At 32.0% G+C, this 15,887-nt stretch carries 13 protein-coding genes and 2 pseudogenes; 7 read left to right on the top strand and 8 right to left on the bottom strand.

Features of this window, described 5'->3' with window-relative positions:
- Positions 1–275 precede the first annotated feature (275 nt).
- The 3 genes from HMPREF2846_RS10510 (at position 276) to HMPREF2846_RS10500 (ending at position 3,746) form a co-directional block, all read left to right on the top strand.
- Positions 276–641: an ArsR/SmtB family transcription factor gene (locus tag HMPREF2846_RS10510; RefSeq protein ID WP_070626601.1), complete on the top strand. Its 366-nt coding sequence runs from the start codon at positions 276–278 to the stop codon at positions 639–641.
- Complete coding sequence (locus HMPREF2846_RS10505; RefSeq protein ID WP_070626600.1) at positions 634–3,048, top strand: cadmium-translocating P-type ATPase CadA; 2,415 nt, start codon at positions 634–636, stop codon at positions 3,046–3,048. Before HMPREF2846_RS10510 ends, HMPREF2846_RS10505 begins: the two co-directional genes overlap by 8 nt.
- 80 nt (positions 3,049–3,128) lie before the next feature.
- On the top strand, positions 3,129–3,746 hold the full coding sequence (locus HMPREF2846_RS10500) for a CadD family cadmium resistance transporter (protein WP_000562107.1): 618 nt from the start codon (positions 3,129–3,131) through the stop codon (positions 3,744–3,746).
- A 273-nt stretch (positions 3,747–4,019) separates the two neighbouring features.
- On the opposite strand, the pseudogene HMPREF2846_RS10495 reads toward HMPREF2846_RS10500, so the two are convergent.
- Positions 4,020–4,658, bottom strand: a pseudogene (locus tag HMPREF2846_RS10495) (sulfite exporter TauE/SafE family protein); the annotation flags it as partial.
- Positions 4,658–4,918 (bottom strand): persulfide-sensing transcriptional repressor CstR, encoded by a 261-nt coding sequence (gene cstR / locus HMPREF2846_RS10490; protein WP_000220507.1) that lies wholly within the window; start codon positions 4,916–4,918, stop codon positions 4,658–4,660. The pseudogene HMPREF2846_RS10495 and the gene cstR, both read right to left, overlap by 1 nt.
- A gap of 135 nt (positions 4,919–5,053) precedes the next feature.
- On the opposite strand from cstR, the gene HMPREF2846_RS10485 reads away from it, so the two are divergent.
- Entirely contained in the window at positions 5,054–6,118 is a 1,065-nt protein-coding gene (locus tag HMPREF2846_RS10485) for a DsrE/DsrF/DrsH-like family protein (RefSeq protein ID WP_000438836.1), read from the top strand.
- A gap of 32 nt (positions 6,119–6,150) precedes the next feature.
- A pseudogene (cstB, locus tag HMPREF2846_RS14460) lies at positions 6,151–7,486 on the top strand (persulfide dioxygenase-sulfurtransferase CstB).
- Positions 7,487–7,599: 113 nt separating this feature from the next.
- Here the strand turns inward: cstB and HMPREF2846_RS10470 are convergent.
- Positions 7,600–8,748, bottom strand: coding sequence for an ROK family transcriptional regulator (locus HMPREF2846_RS10470; RefSeq protein ID WP_000427807.1), 1,149 nt, complete (start codon positions 8,746–8,748; stop codon positions 7,600–7,602).
- Between the two features lie 319 nt (positions 8,749–9,067).
- Between HMPREF2846_RS10470 and psm-mec the strand changes: the two genes are divergently transcribed.
- On the top strand, positions 9,068–9,136 hold the full coding sequence (gene psm-mec / locus HMPREF2846_RS14240) for a phenol-soluble modulin PSM-mec (protein WP_014532405.1): 69 nt from the start codon (positions 9,068–9,070) through the stop codon (positions 9,134–9,136).
- A gap of 84 nt (positions 9,137–9,220) precedes the next feature.
- On the opposite strand, the gene mecI is transcribed toward psm-mec, so the two are convergent.
- Together mecI and mecR1 are read right to left on the bottom strand one after the other, a co-directional pair.
- Positions 9,221–9,592 carry a mecA-type methicillin resistance repressor MecI gene (gene mecI, locus HMPREF2846_RS10465; RefSeq protein ID WP_000369214.1) on the bottom strand — a complete coding sequence of 124 codons (372 nt, stop codon included), beginning with the start codon at positions 9,590–9,592 and terminating at the stop codon, positions 9,221–9,223.
- Positions 9,592–11,349: a beta-lactam sensor/signal transducer MecR1 gene (mecR1, locus tag HMPREF2846_RS10460; protein ID WP_000952923.1), complete on the bottom strand. Its 1,758-nt coding sequence runs from the start codon at positions 11,347–11,349 to the stop codon at positions 9,592–9,594. The genes mecI and mecR1 overlap by 1 nt, the downstream gene beginning before the upstream one ends.
- Positions 11,350–11,445: 96 nt before the next feature.
- Between mecR1 and mecA the strand changes: the two genes are divergently transcribed.
- Entirely contained in the window at positions 11,446–13,455 is a 2,010-nt protein-coding gene (gene mecA / locus HMPREF2846_RS10455) for a PBP2a family beta-lactam-resistant peptidoglycan transpeptidase MecA (RefSeq protein ID WP_063852655.1), read from the top strand.
- Positions 13,456–13,500: 45 nt separating this feature from the next.
- Here the strand turns inward: mecA and HMPREF2846_RS10450 are convergent, their stop codons facing one another.
- The 3 genes from HMPREF2846_RS10450 to HMPREF2846_RS13960 form a co-directional block, all read right to left on the bottom strand.
- Positions 13,501–13,929 (bottom strand): MaoC family dehydratase, encoded by a 429-nt coding sequence (locus HMPREF2846_RS10450; protein ID WP_000872606.1) that lies wholly within the window; start codon positions 13,927–13,929, stop codon positions 13,501–13,503.
- A gap of 96 nt (positions 13,930–14,025) precedes the next feature.
- Positions 14,026–14,769 (bottom strand): glycerophosphoryl diester phosphodiesterase, encoded by a 744-nt coding sequence (locus tag HMPREF2846_RS10445; protein ID WP_000958858.1) that lies wholly within the window; start codon positions 14,767–14,769, stop codon positions 14,026–14,028.
- Between the two features lie 716 nt (positions 14,770–15,485).
- Entirely contained in the window at positions 15,486–15,875 is a 390-nt protein-coding gene (locus HMPREF2846_RS13960; RefSeq protein ID WP_020444595.1) for a hydroxymethylglutaryl-CoA synthase, read from the bottom strand.
- Positions 15,876–15,887 lie beyond the last annotated feature (12 nt).

Genomic DNA, 15,887 nt, shown 5'->3' with positions numbered 1-15,887 from the left:
TTCAAAAATTATATGGAGATCTGTATAATAAAGAGTAGTTTTAATTATTAATCTGTAGACAGATTGTGAAAAGATGCACTTAAACTAACGGGGCAGTTATGTTTAAGATACTTTAAAATTTGGTTAAAATCTCCGAAAGGATTGGTTTCTAACATTAGAAATCAATCCTTTTTAATATTAATTATATATCATTCAAACAATCGTTTGACTATTTGTTTATGGTGGGATATATTATAATCATCAAACAAACAGTCATTTGAATAAGGAGGATAATTATGACAAAAAATATGTGTGAAGTTACCTATATTCATGAAGATAAGGTAAACAGGGCTAAAAAAGACCTTGCTAAACAGAATCCTATGGATGTAGCGAAAGTTTTTAAGGCTCTATCAGATGATACAAGAGTTAAAATTGCTTATGTTTTGTCTTTAGAGGGAGAGTTATGTGTTTGTGATGTAGCTAATATCATTGAATCTTCAACGGCTACGGCATCCCATCATTTAAGATTATTGAAAAATTTAGGTATAGCAAAATACCGTAAAGAAGGAAAATTAGTCTATTATTCACTAGATGATGAGCATGTTAAACAGCTTGTAGAAAAAGCTTTCTTGCATCAAAAGGAGGTTGCTAGTATTGGATAGTTCAGCAAAAACATTAACAGAAGATAAACAGGTTTACCGTGTGGAGGGTTTCTCGTGTGCGAATTGTGCTGGGAAGTTTGAAAAAAATGTGAAAGAACTACCAGGGGTGTATGATGCTAAAGTCAATTTCGGAGCTTCCAAAATTGATGTCTTTGGCAGTGCAACCGTTGAAGATCTGGAAAAGGCTGGTGCTTTCGAGAATCTTAAAGTGGCACCAGAGAAGGCTAGAAGACGGGTCGAACCAGTGGTAACAGAAGATAAAAATGTTTACCGTGTGGAGGGATTTTCCTGCGCAAACTGTGCTGGGAAGTTTGAAAAAAATGTAAAACAACTAGCTGGAGTTCAAGATGCAAAAGTGAACTTTGGCGCTTCCAAAATTGATGTATATGGAAATGCATCGGTTCAAGAGCTTGAAAAAGCAGGTGCTTTCGAGAATCTTAAGGTAATTCCTGAAAAACTGGCGAATCCATCGATACAAGCGGTCAAAGAAGACACTAAGGCTCCTAAAGAAGAGAAAATACCGTTTTATAAAAAACACAGCACATTGCTGTTTGCCACATTACTGATTGCTTTTGGTTACCTTTCTCACTTTGTAAATGGAGAAGATAACCTTGTAACGTCCATGTTATTTGTAAGTTCGATTGTAATTGGCGGATATTCACTATTTAAAGTTGGTTTTCAAAATTTGATACGCTTTGATTTCGACATGAAAACCCTGATGACCGTTGCAGTTATTGGAGCTGCCATCATTGGTGAATGGGCAGAGGCATCCATTGTTGTCATTCTCTTTGCAATCAGTGAAGCACTTGAACGTTTTTCTATGGATAGAGCAAGACAGTCCATTCGTTCATTGATGGATATTGCCCCAAAAGAAGCACTTGTTAGGCGGAATGGTCAGGAAATAATGATCCATGTGGACGATATTGCCGTGGGTGATATTATGATCGTCAAACCAGGGGAGAAAATTGCCATGGATGGGATCATTATAAATGGTGTGTCGGCTGTCAACCAGGCTGCTATAACAGGAGAATCTGTCCCTGTTGCCAAAACGGTAGATGATGAAGTATTTGCAGGCACGCTTAACGAAGAGGGACTACTTGAAGTAAAAATCACCAAATACGTAGAGGATACAACTATCTCCAAGATTATTCATCTGGTTGAGGAAGCACAAGGGGAGCGCGCTCCAGCGCAAGCATTCGTAGATAAATTTGCGAAATATTATACGCCGATCATTATGGTTATTGCGGCGCTCGTTGCAGTCGTTCCACCTTTATTCTTTGGTGGAAGTTGGGATACTTGGGTTTATCAAGGATTAGCGGTACTTGTAGTTGGATGTCCGTGTGCATTAGTTATTACTACTCCAATCTCGATTGTCTCGGCAATTGGAAATGCAGCTAAAAAAGGTGTGTTGATTAAAGGCGGTGTCTATCTAGAGGAATTAGGAGCCATTAAGGCAATCGCATTTGATAAAACAGGAACACTGACAAAAGGTGTACCAGTGGTAACAGATTTTAAAGTGTTAAATGATCAAGTGGAAGAAAAAGAGCTGTTTTCCATTATTACAGCTTTAGAATATCGATCACAACATCCACTTGCTTCAGCAATAATGAAGAAAGCAGAGCAAGATAATATTACTTATTCCGATGTTAGAGTGAAGGACTTCACTTCTATTACAGGTCGGGGCATTCAAGGGAATATAGATGGAACAACCTATTACATTGGCAGTCCAAGGCTTTTTAAAGAATTAAATGTTTCCGATTTTAGCCTTGAGTTTGAAAATAAAGTGAAAGTTTTACAAAACCAAGGGAAAACGGCCATGATTATTGGAACGGACCAAACAATCCTCGGCGTGATTGCTGTAGCAGATGAGGTCCGCGAAACAAGTAAAAATGTGATTCTAAAACTTCATCAGTTAGGAATCAAGCAAACAATTATGCTGACAGGTGATAATCAAGGTACCGCAGAAGCAATCGGTGCTCATGTAGGCGTTTCTGATATTCAGTCCGAATTGTTGCCACAGGATAAGTTGGACTATATTAAAAAAATGAAAGCCGAGCATGGTAATGTAGCTATGATTGGCGATGGCGTCAATGATGCTCCTGCACTTGCTGCATCCACTGTTGGCATTGCAATGGGCGGTGCTGGAACAGATACTGCCATCGAGACAGCTGATATTGCATTAATGGGAGATGATTTAAGTAAGCTTCCATTTGCAGTAAGACTTAGCAGGAAAACGCTAAATATCATCAAAGCGAACATCACGTTTGCCATCGGAATTAAGATAATTGCCTTACTATTGGTTATTCCAGGCTGGCTAACCCTTTGGATTGCGATTCTTTCCGATATGGGAGCCACTATTTTGGTAGCATTAAATAGTTTGCGACTGATGAGAGTGAAGGATAAATAGGTACTATATGTGTGCAATTTACGGAAGGACTTTTCATTTTGAAGAAAAGTCCTATCCCTAAAATATTTGGAGATGATAAAATGATCGCGACGATACTGACGGCTACTGCGGTATATGTAGCAACAGGAATTGATTATCTCGTCATATTAATTCTTTTGTTTTCGCAAGTAAAAAAAGGTCAGGTAAAACATATTTGGATAGGACAATATATAGGGACTGCAATTGTGATAGGAGCAAGTCTTTTAGTTGCACAGGGGGTTGTAAATTTAATTCCTCAGCAATGGGTTATCGGACTACTTGGACTTTTACCACTTTACCTAGGCGTGAAAATATGGATTAAAGGAGAAGAGGATGAAGATGAAAGTAGCATTTTATCTTTATTCTCCTCTGGAAAATTTAATCAGTTATTTTTGACGATGATTTTCATCGTATTGGCTTCCAGTGCGGATGACTTTTCCATTTATATACCGTACTTCACGACCTTAAGTATGTCTGAAATCTTTATTGTCACTATTGTCTTTCTAATTATGGTTGGAGTTTTGTGCTATGTCAGTTACCGTCTAGCTTCCTTCGATTTTATATCGGAAACAATTGAGAAATATGAACGTTGGATTGTACCAATTGTATTCATTGGGCTAGGTATTTATATATTGTTTGAAAATGGAACATTCAATGCTCTGATTTCATTTCTTCTTTGAAGTGGCGAATCCAAACCATAAAGTAAAGTATAAAGAGGTTATCCTATTGATTGGGATAACCTTTTTATATTTAACTAATTATCATTTACGTTAAACACATGTACTTAAAGTAAGAACATTGATTTAAACCATTTTTTTCATAATTTACTCTTGATAAGATCCGACACCTTCTCCAGGAGATATCAAAATAACTCAGAGAATAAAAGAGATTAGTGAAATGATGGGCATTATATTATATGACCACATAATATTTTCAGAAAATGATCATCATTCAATTATCAAAAAAATTGCACTTTCTACTGGTATATATCCTTGCATTAATTTTATAAAAAATGCCCCTACTGAAGATATAAAAGCAATTGCTATGCTATTGTTCACTACCGTATTCATTGGTAATTTAAATAATGCTAATAATACAGGAATGATGATAAATGCTCCACCTGCACCCACAATTCCCGAAATTACACCAATTCCAAATCCAACTATAATAAATAGCAAAGGTTTAGATTTCGTCTCTTGTGTAGTAGGTTTAACTTTAATAAACATCAATATTAAAGCAAGTATGGCGATTATTACATATACCGTATTTACAAAAGTAGCATTAAACAAACTAGCTAAAATTGCCCCTAACATGCTTCCAATCAACATACCCCCTCCCATATATATAACAAGTTTAGGAGAGAAAGCTGGTTGTTTTCTTGCATTTAATGATCCACTAAGTGTACTGAAAAATACTTGACTAGAGGTAAGTCCCGAAGCAATATATGCACTATACGCAGGTATACCTATTAATGGTGGCAATATAAGAATAGCTGGGTAAATAATAATTGCGCCCCCAATACCTATTAATCCAGATATAAATCCACCCAGTACGCCAATTAGCAACATAATAGTCATATTTGCTATATCCATTATTTACTTTTAACTAATAAATTAACTGCTTCATTAATTAATTCTTGAGAACTTTCATTATTTTCTTCTGCTGTTTTAACGCATTCTATTAAATTTTCACTAATTATAATCCCCATTAAACGTTGTATAGAACCTTTAGATGCACTAAGTTGCGTAATTATATCTTTGCAATCTTTTTCTTCTTCCATCATTTTTACGACACCATTTAATTGACCTTGTATTCTATTTATACGATTAATCATTTTTTTATCATAAGTCATATTCATTTCCTCCACATAAATTGATTAAGTTAATAATAATAAATTAAAACAAAATTGTCAAATACCCCTATAGGTATTTGGCAAATGATTCTATCCGTTTTATTATACCCTCATAGGTATTTATAGGAGGTAAGTATGGAACAATACAAAGAAGTACACATTAATTCATTAAACAAAGAAGAATTAGAAAAATTGGCAAAAATGGGTCAATTGATTGATGTTAGAACAAAAGAAGAATATGAATTAGGACACATTAACGGTTCAACTTTACACCCAGTAGAAGAGATTAAATCATTCAATAAGAATAGCAACAAAACGTATTATATACATTGTAAAAGCGGTAACCGAAGCACTAAAGCTTGCGATTATTTAGCCAAACAAGGTTATGATGTCGTGAATTTAAAGGGTGGATATAAAGATTATGAAGCAAAGAACTTCAATAGTGCTCCTTTAATAGAAAAAGATATTGAAATCAAAGAGAATCGTAAACAATTTGATTTTAGAGGTCTTCAGTGCCCTGGACCTATTGTTAATATCAGTAAAGAAATTAACAATATTTCAACGGGTGAGCAAATCGAGGTAACAGTTACAGATCCTGGTTTCAATAGTGATATTAAAAGTTGGGCGAAACAAACAGGGAATACCCTTGTAAATCTTACTGAAGAAGCAAATGTAATTAATGCAATTATTCAAAAAGAAAAGCCAAAAGAATTTGAAATCAATGACACTGCTACAGGTACAACAATTGTTTTATTTAGCGGTGAGTTAGATAAGGCAGTAGCAGCAATGATCATCGCAAATGGCGCTAAAGCAGCAGGTAAAGATGTAACTATTTTCTTTACTTTTTGGGGCCTCAACGCATTAAAAAAAGCGCAATCAACTCGCGTTAAAAAGAAAGGTATTTCCAAAATGTTTGACCTTATGTTACCTAAGGATCCAATACATATGCCATTATCAAAAATGAATATGTTTGGACTAGGTAATATTATGATGCGTTATGTAATGAACAAGAAAAATGTTGATTCTTTATACTCACTTATCGATCAAGCAATCGATCAAGATATAAAGTTAATTGCTTGTACCATGAGTATGGATGTTATGGGAATTTCAAAAGAAGAATTAAGAGATGAAGTCGATTATGGTGGCGTAGGTACTTATATTGGACATACTGAGCAAGCAAATCATAACTTATTTATCTAATCAATAAAATCTATTTTAAAAAGGAGTTTTTTTTGTTTTTCAAACAATTTTATGAAGACAATTTTTCACAAGCATCTTATTTAATTGGATGTCAACGTACAGGAGAAGCAATGATTATTGACCCTATACGAGATTTAACAAAATATTTAAAAGTTGCAGATAAAGAAGGATTCACAATTACTAAAGCTGCAGAAACACATATTCATGCTGATTTTGCTTCAGGTATTAGAGATGTGGCAAATAAATTGAATGCAAGTATATACGTATCTGATGAAGGTAAAGATGAATTTAATTATAAAAATATGCCTAAACAAACACATTTCGTTAAGCATCAAGATATTATCTATTTAGGAAAGATTAAATTAGAAGTCTTACACACTCCAGGCCATACCCCTGAGAGTATTAGTTTTTTTACTTACTGACGAAGGTGGGGGTTCCAGTATACCAATGGGATTATTTAGCGGTGACTTCATCTTTGTTGGTGATGTAGGTAGACCAGATCTATTAGAAAAAGCTGTAAATGTTGAAGGTTCTACAAAAATCGGAGCAAAACAAATGTATCAGTCCATACAATTTGCTGCAACATTACCAGACTATATTCAAATTTGGCCAGGTCATGGTGCAGGGAGTCCTTGTGGTAAAGCGCTAGGTTCATTACCTACAACTACTTTGGGTTATGAGAAAATAAACAACTGGGCTTTTAATGTTAAAGATGAAACTTCATTTATCGAAACTTTAACACTCAATCAGCCAGCTCCACCACACCATTTTTCACAAATGAAAAAAATAAATCAATTTGGTATGCAAATGTACCAACCATATAATGTTTACCCTAGTTCAAGCAATACACAAACTGCTTTTGATCTTCGAAGTAAAGAAGCATTCCATGGTGGTCATATGCATGGAACTATCAATATTCCTTTTAATAAAACTTTTATAAATCAAATTGGTTGGTATTTAGATTATGACTAAGATATTGAATTAATTGGCGATAAATCTACCGTTCAACAAGCTATTCATGCTTTACAATTAATTGGTTTTGAAAATGTAAAAAGTTACCGTTTGCCACAAACAAATATCGTCACATCATCTATTCATAGTTCTGAAATGACTGGTGAAGAACATAATGTATTAGATGTTCGTAATGATGATGAATGGCGTAAAGGTCATTTAAAACAAGCAATTCATATTCCTCACGGTAAACTTTTAAATGAAGATATACCTTTCGATAAAAATGACCTAATTTATGTACATTGTCAATCAGGTGTTAGAAGTTCAATAGCGGTAGGAATATTAGAATATAAAGGATTTACGAATATTGTTAACGTTAGAGGTGGCTATCAACATTTACCAGCATTTTTAAAATAGTTTTCTTCTGCAATAGAACTATAAAAATCCCTCAATCCGAAAATTCAATTCGGATTGAGGGATTTTTTTATAAAGACAATTACGAACTTTGATTATTCATTTGAATTAGTTTTTTATGCTTTTATATCTAAGTAAATATCATTAATCTGTAGTACTTTTTGGATAATTGCTAATGTACCACCTAGCAAAGTTGCAAATTTGACATTAGATGTTAACTTTATTTGAATTTCGTTACGTGAATATTGTTTGAACTGGTTCTTAATTGCTTCTAATATTTCAGGCATTTCATTGAACAATGGACAGTTAATGTAAATTGCATTCGGATTAAACTGGGTGTTTAAATTATGTATTAAAACAGCAATTTTATTTATAAATTGTTCCATTTCTTCAACTACGACTGGATTTTTTTCATTATAAAATTGAATTAATTTGCTAAGCGTCATCTTCTCATTTAGTTGATTACTTAAATTATGCAGTAAAGCTTCTTGTGAAAAAATATCTTCAATCTTATGAAAGATCTCCACATTATCGCTAACTTTTGAGACAAGTGTTTTTCCAATTTCACCCGCTTCCCCATTTGCACCACGATACAATTGATTATTAATAATAAGCCCAGCACCAATACCTTTATGTATACTTAAAGCAATAAGATTATTGTAGGATAAATTATGATTAAAATTACGTTCATATAACGCTGAAAGATTCGCTTCATTTTCAACTACGACTGGAACATTAGTAATTTCTTTTATTTTCTTAGCAATTGAAATTCCTTCAGTTTCATGGAATGGTAAATATGTCACATGCTGCTCATTATCCACAACTCCATGTATAGAAACAGACACACCTAATAGTCCGTTATAAGTATCAAGTTTCTCCTGAATATCAATATGTTTTTTTATTATGCTTAATATACTACTAACCTTTTCATCAGGTAAATCATAAGATTCATGCTTAATGACATTACCATCAAAATAATTGTACATCACTTCAACAGAACTATAAGTTAAATCCAAAGAAATAAAATAACCATAAAGATGATTAACCTTCAGAAGAATAGGTTTTCTACCACCACTCTTCGTGCTATCACCCTCACCAACCTCATTAACAAGAGATTTATACTTTAACTTATTCAAAATACTAGAAATCGTTGCCTTATTAATCTCAAGATTTTTAGATATTTGAGTACGCGAAATATTATGATGGTTATAAATTTCCCTTAGCACTCTTTTTTCATTATCATTTATATTTAAAATATTTTCCATAATTGCCTACCCCATAAGTTATTTTGAATTTAGTTTATAGTTTATCATGTATTTTTATACCAACTATTTTAACATAAATTAAATTAAACCTTAGAACAACTTAAAACCTCACTTAGGTTATCATCTTCGTTCTTTTATTTTTTTTATTATTTCAATAAATTACGTATTTCCAATATGACGATTTTTTATGCAAAGTCGTTGTATGTTTTTCAAATTTTTGACATTTATGCAATCTAAATAGCCAATTAGGGAATTTTTAACATTTTTTATTTGTTTGATATTATACTTAATGTATCTTAAATAGAAAGAGGGTATGCATATGGATTTCACTGGTGTTATTACAAGCATTATTGATTTAATCAAGACTTGCATTCAGGCTTTCGGTTAATTTTTTCAACTAAAAAACAGAGGAAATATTCAACGACTTGATTGTTTCCTCTGTTTTCTATGTATTGTTGTAAACACAACAATTTTATTTTTTATTCAATATATTTCTCAATTCTTCTATTTCATCTTGTGATAGATCTTCTTTTTCTACAAAGTTTAAGACAAGTGAATTGAAACCGCCTTTGTATACTTTATTGATAAAGTTTTTAGATGTTTTATATTTTATATCACTTTCTTCTACAAGAGAGTAATATTGAAAAATTTTATTGTCTTTTTTACGATCTATAAATCCCTTTTTATACAATCTCGTTATAAGTGTACGAATGGTTTTTGGACTCCAGTCCTTTTGCATTTGTATTTCTTCTATTATATTATTCGCACTTGCATATTTTTTCATCCAAATGATATTCATAACTTCCCATTCTGCAGATGATATTTCATACGTTTTATTATCCATTATATTAACTCCATTTCTTTTAAAATACGCTCAGAAATTTGTTGTGCTTTTTCGCCATTCGCATTGTCTTCGCCTTTTAAATGTGTAGCAAAATAATACGTATTATCTTTCGTTTCAACATAACCTACGAACCATCCATTTGCTTCTTTGTGATTCACGATTCCTGTTCCAGTTTTACCTACATATTTATAAGTATCTTTTTGTTTCAAAGTCATACTATTTTCAACTTTTTCAATAGCCTTATTATCAAAATGCATGTTATGTTGTTTCATATTTTTCAACAAATTAACCTGTTCTATTGCAGAAATTTTTAATGAAGATTCATTCCAATAATTTTCATTCCCTGATATTTCTTCATTACCATATTCAATTAGATCTAAATAAGATTTAACCTCATCTTGTCTTAAATGTTTGTTTAAATTTTCGTAATACCAATTTACTGAATATTTCATTGAAGAATTTAAATTTTGATCTTGGTTCCATTCTTTAAATGGATATTGATGTTTATCCCATTGTTGTTCAGTATGATTTAATGAGAGTAAATTTTGGTCGAATGCCATTAACGCTAAATAAATTTTGTAAGTAGAATTAGGTGAATATCGTTGTTTACTTTCTGGTTCATTATAAATAGAATAAGCTTGCTCCCGTTCATTATAAAGCACAAAACTTCCATCAAATCCTTTGAAATACGGAGCTAGTTGATTTAATTTTTTATATGATACATTTGTTTCATATTTGTCTTGTTGAACATGTGCAGATAGTAACGGTGCTTGTATTAAAAGCGATATACTACATACAATATACGCAACAATACGCTTGTTTCGATTAGGTTTAGGCATTGAATCATAAAGTGCAATATACTTAACACGTTCTTTAATATTTGAATTAAAACCTAGTAAATATTGTGCTGCCACATTATTTATGTGCTGAGATTTTAAAATAGAGCATTTTAATATCGATTCACCATAACGTATATGTTCATGGCGATTCAAAATTTTTAAAACGTTTCTATCACATACTTTTTCACAGTCATTGTCCATCATTGTTTTACTTATATATAGTGCAGGATTAAACCAGAATATCATTTTAAAAACAACATAAAGCTGGTTGAATATTAAGTCATGACTTTTCACATGTGATAGTTCATGTAGAATAATATATTCAATTTCTTTGTCATTCATGGTTTCGACTACGACAGTTGGTAGTACAATTTGGGATTTCACTAAACCAAATACCATCGGATTATCAATGTTTGAACTATAACTAATTGTTATATGCTTTTTGTAGAACTGCATCTTACTTTGACATACTTTAAGTCGTTCATTAAGATATGACGATTCCAATGACGAACTTTTAATAACATCAATTTGTCGGAATGCCTTAATCATATAAAATAAGCACAACAAACTACCAAATACCCATATCAAAAGAATCATATACGTTATATTTGAGGTCTCAAACTGATTAACATTAATTGCTAAGTCTTTCGTAACAGATGATTGTTGACCATCTAACATATGACTAACCGAAGAAGTCGTGTCAGATACATTTCGATTCATCATATCTTTTGAAAATGTAAAATTCGATATTTTGTAAAATGGTATTAATGGAATTAACGTGGAGACGAGCACTAATAACCAAATCTTATGTGACATAATATTTTGAGTATATTTTATATAGAGCATTCTCACTAAAAAAATTACACATATCGTGAGCAATGAACTGATTATACTTAACATTAAAAAAGATGATAACACCTTCTACACCTCCATATCACAAAAATTATAACATTATTTTGACATAAATACTACATTTGTAGTATACTACAAATGTAGTCTTATATAAGGAGGATATTGATGAAAAAGATAAAAATTGTTCCACTTATTTTAATAGTTGTAGTTGTCGGGTTTGGTATATATTTTTATGCTTCAAAAGATAAAGAAATTAATAATACTATTGATGCAATTGAAGATAAAAATTTCAAACAAGTTTATAAAGATAGCAGTTATATTTCTAAAAGCGATAATGGTGAAGTAGAAATGACTGAACGTCCGATAAAAATATATAATAGTTTAGGCGTTAAAGATATAAACATTCAGGATCGTAAAATAAAAAAAGTATCTAAAAATAAAAAACGAGTAGATGCTCAATATAAAATTAAAACAAACTACGGTAACATTGATCGCAACGTTCAATTTAATTTTGTTAAAGAAGATGGTATGTGGAAGTTAGATTGGGATCATAGCGTCATTATTCCAGGAATGCAGAAAGACCAAAGCATACATATTGAAAATTTAAAATCAGAACGTGGTAAAATTTTAGACCGAAACAATGTGGAATTGGCCAATACAGGAACAGCATATGAGATAGGCATCGTTCCAAAGAATGTATCTAAAAAAGATTATAAAGCAATCGCTAAAGAACTAAGTATTTCTGAAGACTATATCAAACAACAAATGGATCAAAATTGGGTACAAGATGATACCTTCGTTCCACTTAAAACCGTTAAAAAAATGGATGAATATTTAAGTGATTTCGCAAAAAAATTTCATCTTACAACTAATGAAACAGAAAGTCGTAACTATCCTCTAGAAAAAGCGACTTCACATCTATTAGGTTATGTTGGTCCCATTAACTCTGAAGAATTAAAACAAAAAGAATATAAAGGCTATAAAGATGATGCAGTTATTGGTAAAAAGGGACTCGAAAAACTTTACGATAAAAAGCTCCAACATGAAGATGGCTATCGTGTCACAATCGTTGACGATAATAGCAATACAATCGCACATACATTAATAGAGAAAAAGAAAAAAGATGGCAAAGATATTCAACTAACTATTGATGCTAAAGTTCAAAAGAGTATTTATAACAACATGAAAAATGATTATGGCTCAGGTACTGCTATCCACCCTCAAACAGGTGAATTATTAGCACTTGTAAGCACACCTTCATATGACGTCTATCCATTTATGTATGGCATGAGTAACGAAGAATATAATAAATTAACCGAAGATAAAAAAGAACCTCTGCTCAACAAGTTCCAGATTACAACTTCACCAGGTTCAACTCAAAAAATATTAACAGCAATGATTGGGTTAAATAACAAAACATTAGACGATAAAACAAGTTATAAAATCGATGGTAAAGGTTGGCAAAAAGATAAATCTTGGGGTGGTTACAACGTTACAAGATATGAAGTGGTAAATGGTAATATCGACTTAAAACAAGCAATAGAATCATCAGATAACATTTTCTTTGCTAGAGTAGCACTCGAATTAGGCAGTAAGAAATTTGAAAAAGGCATGAAAAAACTAGGTGTTGGTGAAGATATACCAAGTGATTATCCATTTTATAATGCTCAAATTTCAAACAAAAATTTAGATAATGAAATATTATTAGCTGATTCAGGTTACGGACAAGGTGAAATACTGATTAACCCAGTACAGATCCTTTCAATCTATAGCGCATTAGAAAATAATGGCAATATTAACGCACCTCACTTATTAAAAGACACGAAAAACAAAGTTTGGAAGAAAAATATTATTTCCAAAGAAAATATCAATCTATTAACTGATGGTATGCAACAAGTCGTAAATAAAACACATAAAGAAGATATTTATAGATCTTATGCAAACTTAATTGGCAAATCCGGTACTGCAGAACTCAAAATGAAACAAGGAGAAACAGGCAGACAAATTGGGTGGTTTATATCATATGATAAAGATAATCCAAACATGATGATGGCTATTAATGTTAAAGATGTACAAGATAAAGGAATGGCTAGCTACAATGCCAAAATCTCAGGTAAAGTGTATGATGAGCTATATGAGAACGGTAATAAAAAATACGATATAGATGAATAACAAAACAGTGAAGCAATCCGTAACGATGGTTGCTTCACTGTTTTATTATGAATTATTAATAAGTGCTGTTACTTCTCCCTTAAATACAATTTCTTCATTTTCATTGTATGTTGAAAGTGACACTGTAACGAGTCCATTTTCTTTTTTTATGGATTTCTTATTTGTAATTTCAGCGATAACGTACAATGTATTACCTGGGTATACAGGTTTAATAAATTTAACGTTATTCATTTGTGTTCCTGCTACAACTTCTTCTCCGTATTTACCTTCTTCTACCCATAATTTAAATGATATTGAAAGTGTATGCATGCCAGATGCAATGATACCTTTAAATCTACTTTGTTCTGCTTTTTCTTTATCTATATGCATATATTGAGGATCAAAAGTTGTTGCAAATTGGATAATTTCTTCTTCTGTAATATGAAGGCTTTTTGTTTTGAATGTTTCTCCTACTATAAAATCATCGTATTTCATATATGTCTCTCTTTCTTATTCAAATTAATTTTTTAGTATGTAACATGTTAAAGGTAAGTCTACCGTCACTGAAACGTAAGACTCACCTCTAACTTTCTATTGAGACAAATGCACCATTTTATCTGCATTGTCTGTAAAGATACCATCAACTCCCCAATTAGCAAGTTGGTTTGCACGTGCTGGTTTGTTTACAGTCCATACGTTCAATTCATAACCCGCTTCTTTTACCATTTTTACTTTTGCTTTAGTAAGTTTGGCATCTTCAGTGTTTACTATTTTAGCATTACAGTAATCTAAAAGTGTTCTCCAGTCTTCACGAAACGAAGTTGTATGGAATATAACTGCTCTGTTATATTGTGGCATGATTTCTTCTGCAAGTTTAACAAGCACAACATTAAAGCTTGAAATGAGCACTTCTTGATTCTGATTTAAGTTTGTTAATTGTTCTTCCACTTGCTTAACCATACTTTTAGAAAGTGCTAGTCCATTCGGTCCAGTAATACCTTTTAATTCTACATTTAAATTCATATTATATTCATTTGCTATTTTTACTACATCATCGAAAGTTGGCAAATGTTCATCTTTGAATTTTTCACCAAACCAAGATCCTGCAGAAGCATCTTTAATTTCATCATAATTCAATTCAGTTATTTCCCCGGACATATTTGTAGTCCGTTCTAAATAATCATCATGAATGATAATCAGTTGTTCATCTTTTGTAATTGCAACATCTAACTCCAACCAGTTTATACCTTCTACTTCTGAAGCAGCTTTAAATGATGCAATTGTATTTTCCGGAGCTTTACTAGGTAATCCTCTATGTCCATATACAGTTAGCATATTACCTCTCCTTGCATTTTTATTTTTTTAATTAACGTAACTGTATTATCACATTAATCGCACTTTTATTTCCATTAAAAAGAGATGAATATCATAAATAAAGAAGTCGATAGATTCGTATTGATTATGGAGTTAATCTACGTCTCATCTCATTTTTAAAAAATCATTTATGTCCCAAGCTCCATTTTGTAATCAAGTCTAGTTTTTCTGTACCCCTTATCTGCAATTTTACTTAGGATTGCTTTTAACTTACCCCTTATCAGCAATTTTACTGAGAACTGCTTTTAACGCACCTCTTATCTGCAATTTTGCCTAGAACTGCTTTTAACGTACCTCTTATCTGCAATTTTACTGAGAACTGCTTTTAACAAACCTCTTATCTGCAATTTTACTTAGAACTGCTTTTAACAAACCTCTTATCTGCAATTTTACTTAGAATTGCTTTTACTATTCCTCTTATTAGTATAATCTCAGTAAGAATGCGTATAAAAATGAAAATTACAACCGATTTTGTAAGTGCTGACGCCTGAGGGAATAGTATGTGCGAGAGACTAATGGCTCGAGCCATACCCCTAGGCAAGCATGCACGTACAAAATCGTAAGATAAAAAAATAAGCATATCACTGTAAACTTTAAAAAATCAGTTTAGTGATATGCTTATTTATTTCGAGTTAGGATTTATGTCCCAAGCTCATCAAGCACAATCGGCCACTAGTTTATTTCTCTATCTTATATGTTCTGATATGGTCTTCTATACTGTATAAGTATACTTTTGAATATGGATCTTGTGTCAATTCACGTTCGAAATCAAATTCTTGATTATCAAATCTGTTAAAGAATGTTTCGTATTCTTCGACTGATAATTGCTCTCTAGATTCTAGCATATTTAAGTGTTTCTCTTTATCTAATGCTTTGTCATATCCTTTAACGATTGAACCACTAAAGATTTCTCCTACTGCTCCTGAACCATAACTAAATAGACATACTTTCTCTTCTGGTTGGAATGTGTGGTTCTGTAATAACGAAATTAAACTTAAGTATAATGATCCTGTATAAATGTTACCAACATCTCTATTCCATAATACGGTTCTGTTGCAAAGTTGAATTTATAGTATAAT

This window comes from Staphylococcus sp. HMSC056G08 (assembly GCF_001812305.1).
GTDB classification, from domain to species: domain Bacteria; phylum Bacillota; class Bacilli; order Staphylococcales; family Staphylococcaceae; genus Staphylococcus; species Staphylococcus simulans.
The sequence above is the reverse complement of the archived record's forward strand: the minus strand, read 5'-3'. Positions and strand labels throughout refer to the sequence as shown.

Excerpts from the sequence above, each read along its gene's own strand:
- mecI (WP_000369214.1), bottom strand. The coding sequence starts at position 9,592 with ATGGATAATAAAACGTATGAAATATCATCTGCAGAATGGGAAGTTATG.
- HMPREF2846_RS10450 (WP_000872606.1), bottom strand. The coding sequence starts at position 13,929 with ATGAAATACGATGATTTTATAGTAGGAGAAACATTCAAAACAAAAAGC.
- HMPREF2846_RS10510 (WP_070626601.1), top strand. The coding sequence starts at position 276 with ATGACAAAAAATATGTGTGAAGTTACCTATATTCATGAAGATAAGGTA.
- HMPREF2846_RS10485 (WP_000438836.1), top strand. The coding sequence starts at position 5,054 with ATGGAACAATACAAAGAAGTACACATTAATTCATTAAACAAAGAAGAA.
- HMPREF2846_RS10470 (WP_000427807.1), bottom strand. The coding sequence starts at position 8,748 with ATGGAAAATATTTTAAATATAAATGATAATGAAAAAAGAGTGCTAAGG.
- HMPREF2846_RS10500 (WP_000562107.1), top strand. The coding sequence starts at position 3,129 with ATGATCGCGACGATACTGACGGCTACTGCGGTATATGTAGCAACAGGA.
- HMPREF2846_RS10445 (WP_000958858.1), bottom strand. The coding sequence starts at position 14,769 with ATGCTAACTGTATATGGACATAGAGGATTACCTAGTAAAGCTCCGGAA.
- cstR (WP_000220507.1), bottom strand. The coding sequence starts at position 4,918 with ATGACTTATGATAAAAAAATGATTAATCGTATAAATAGAATACAAGGT.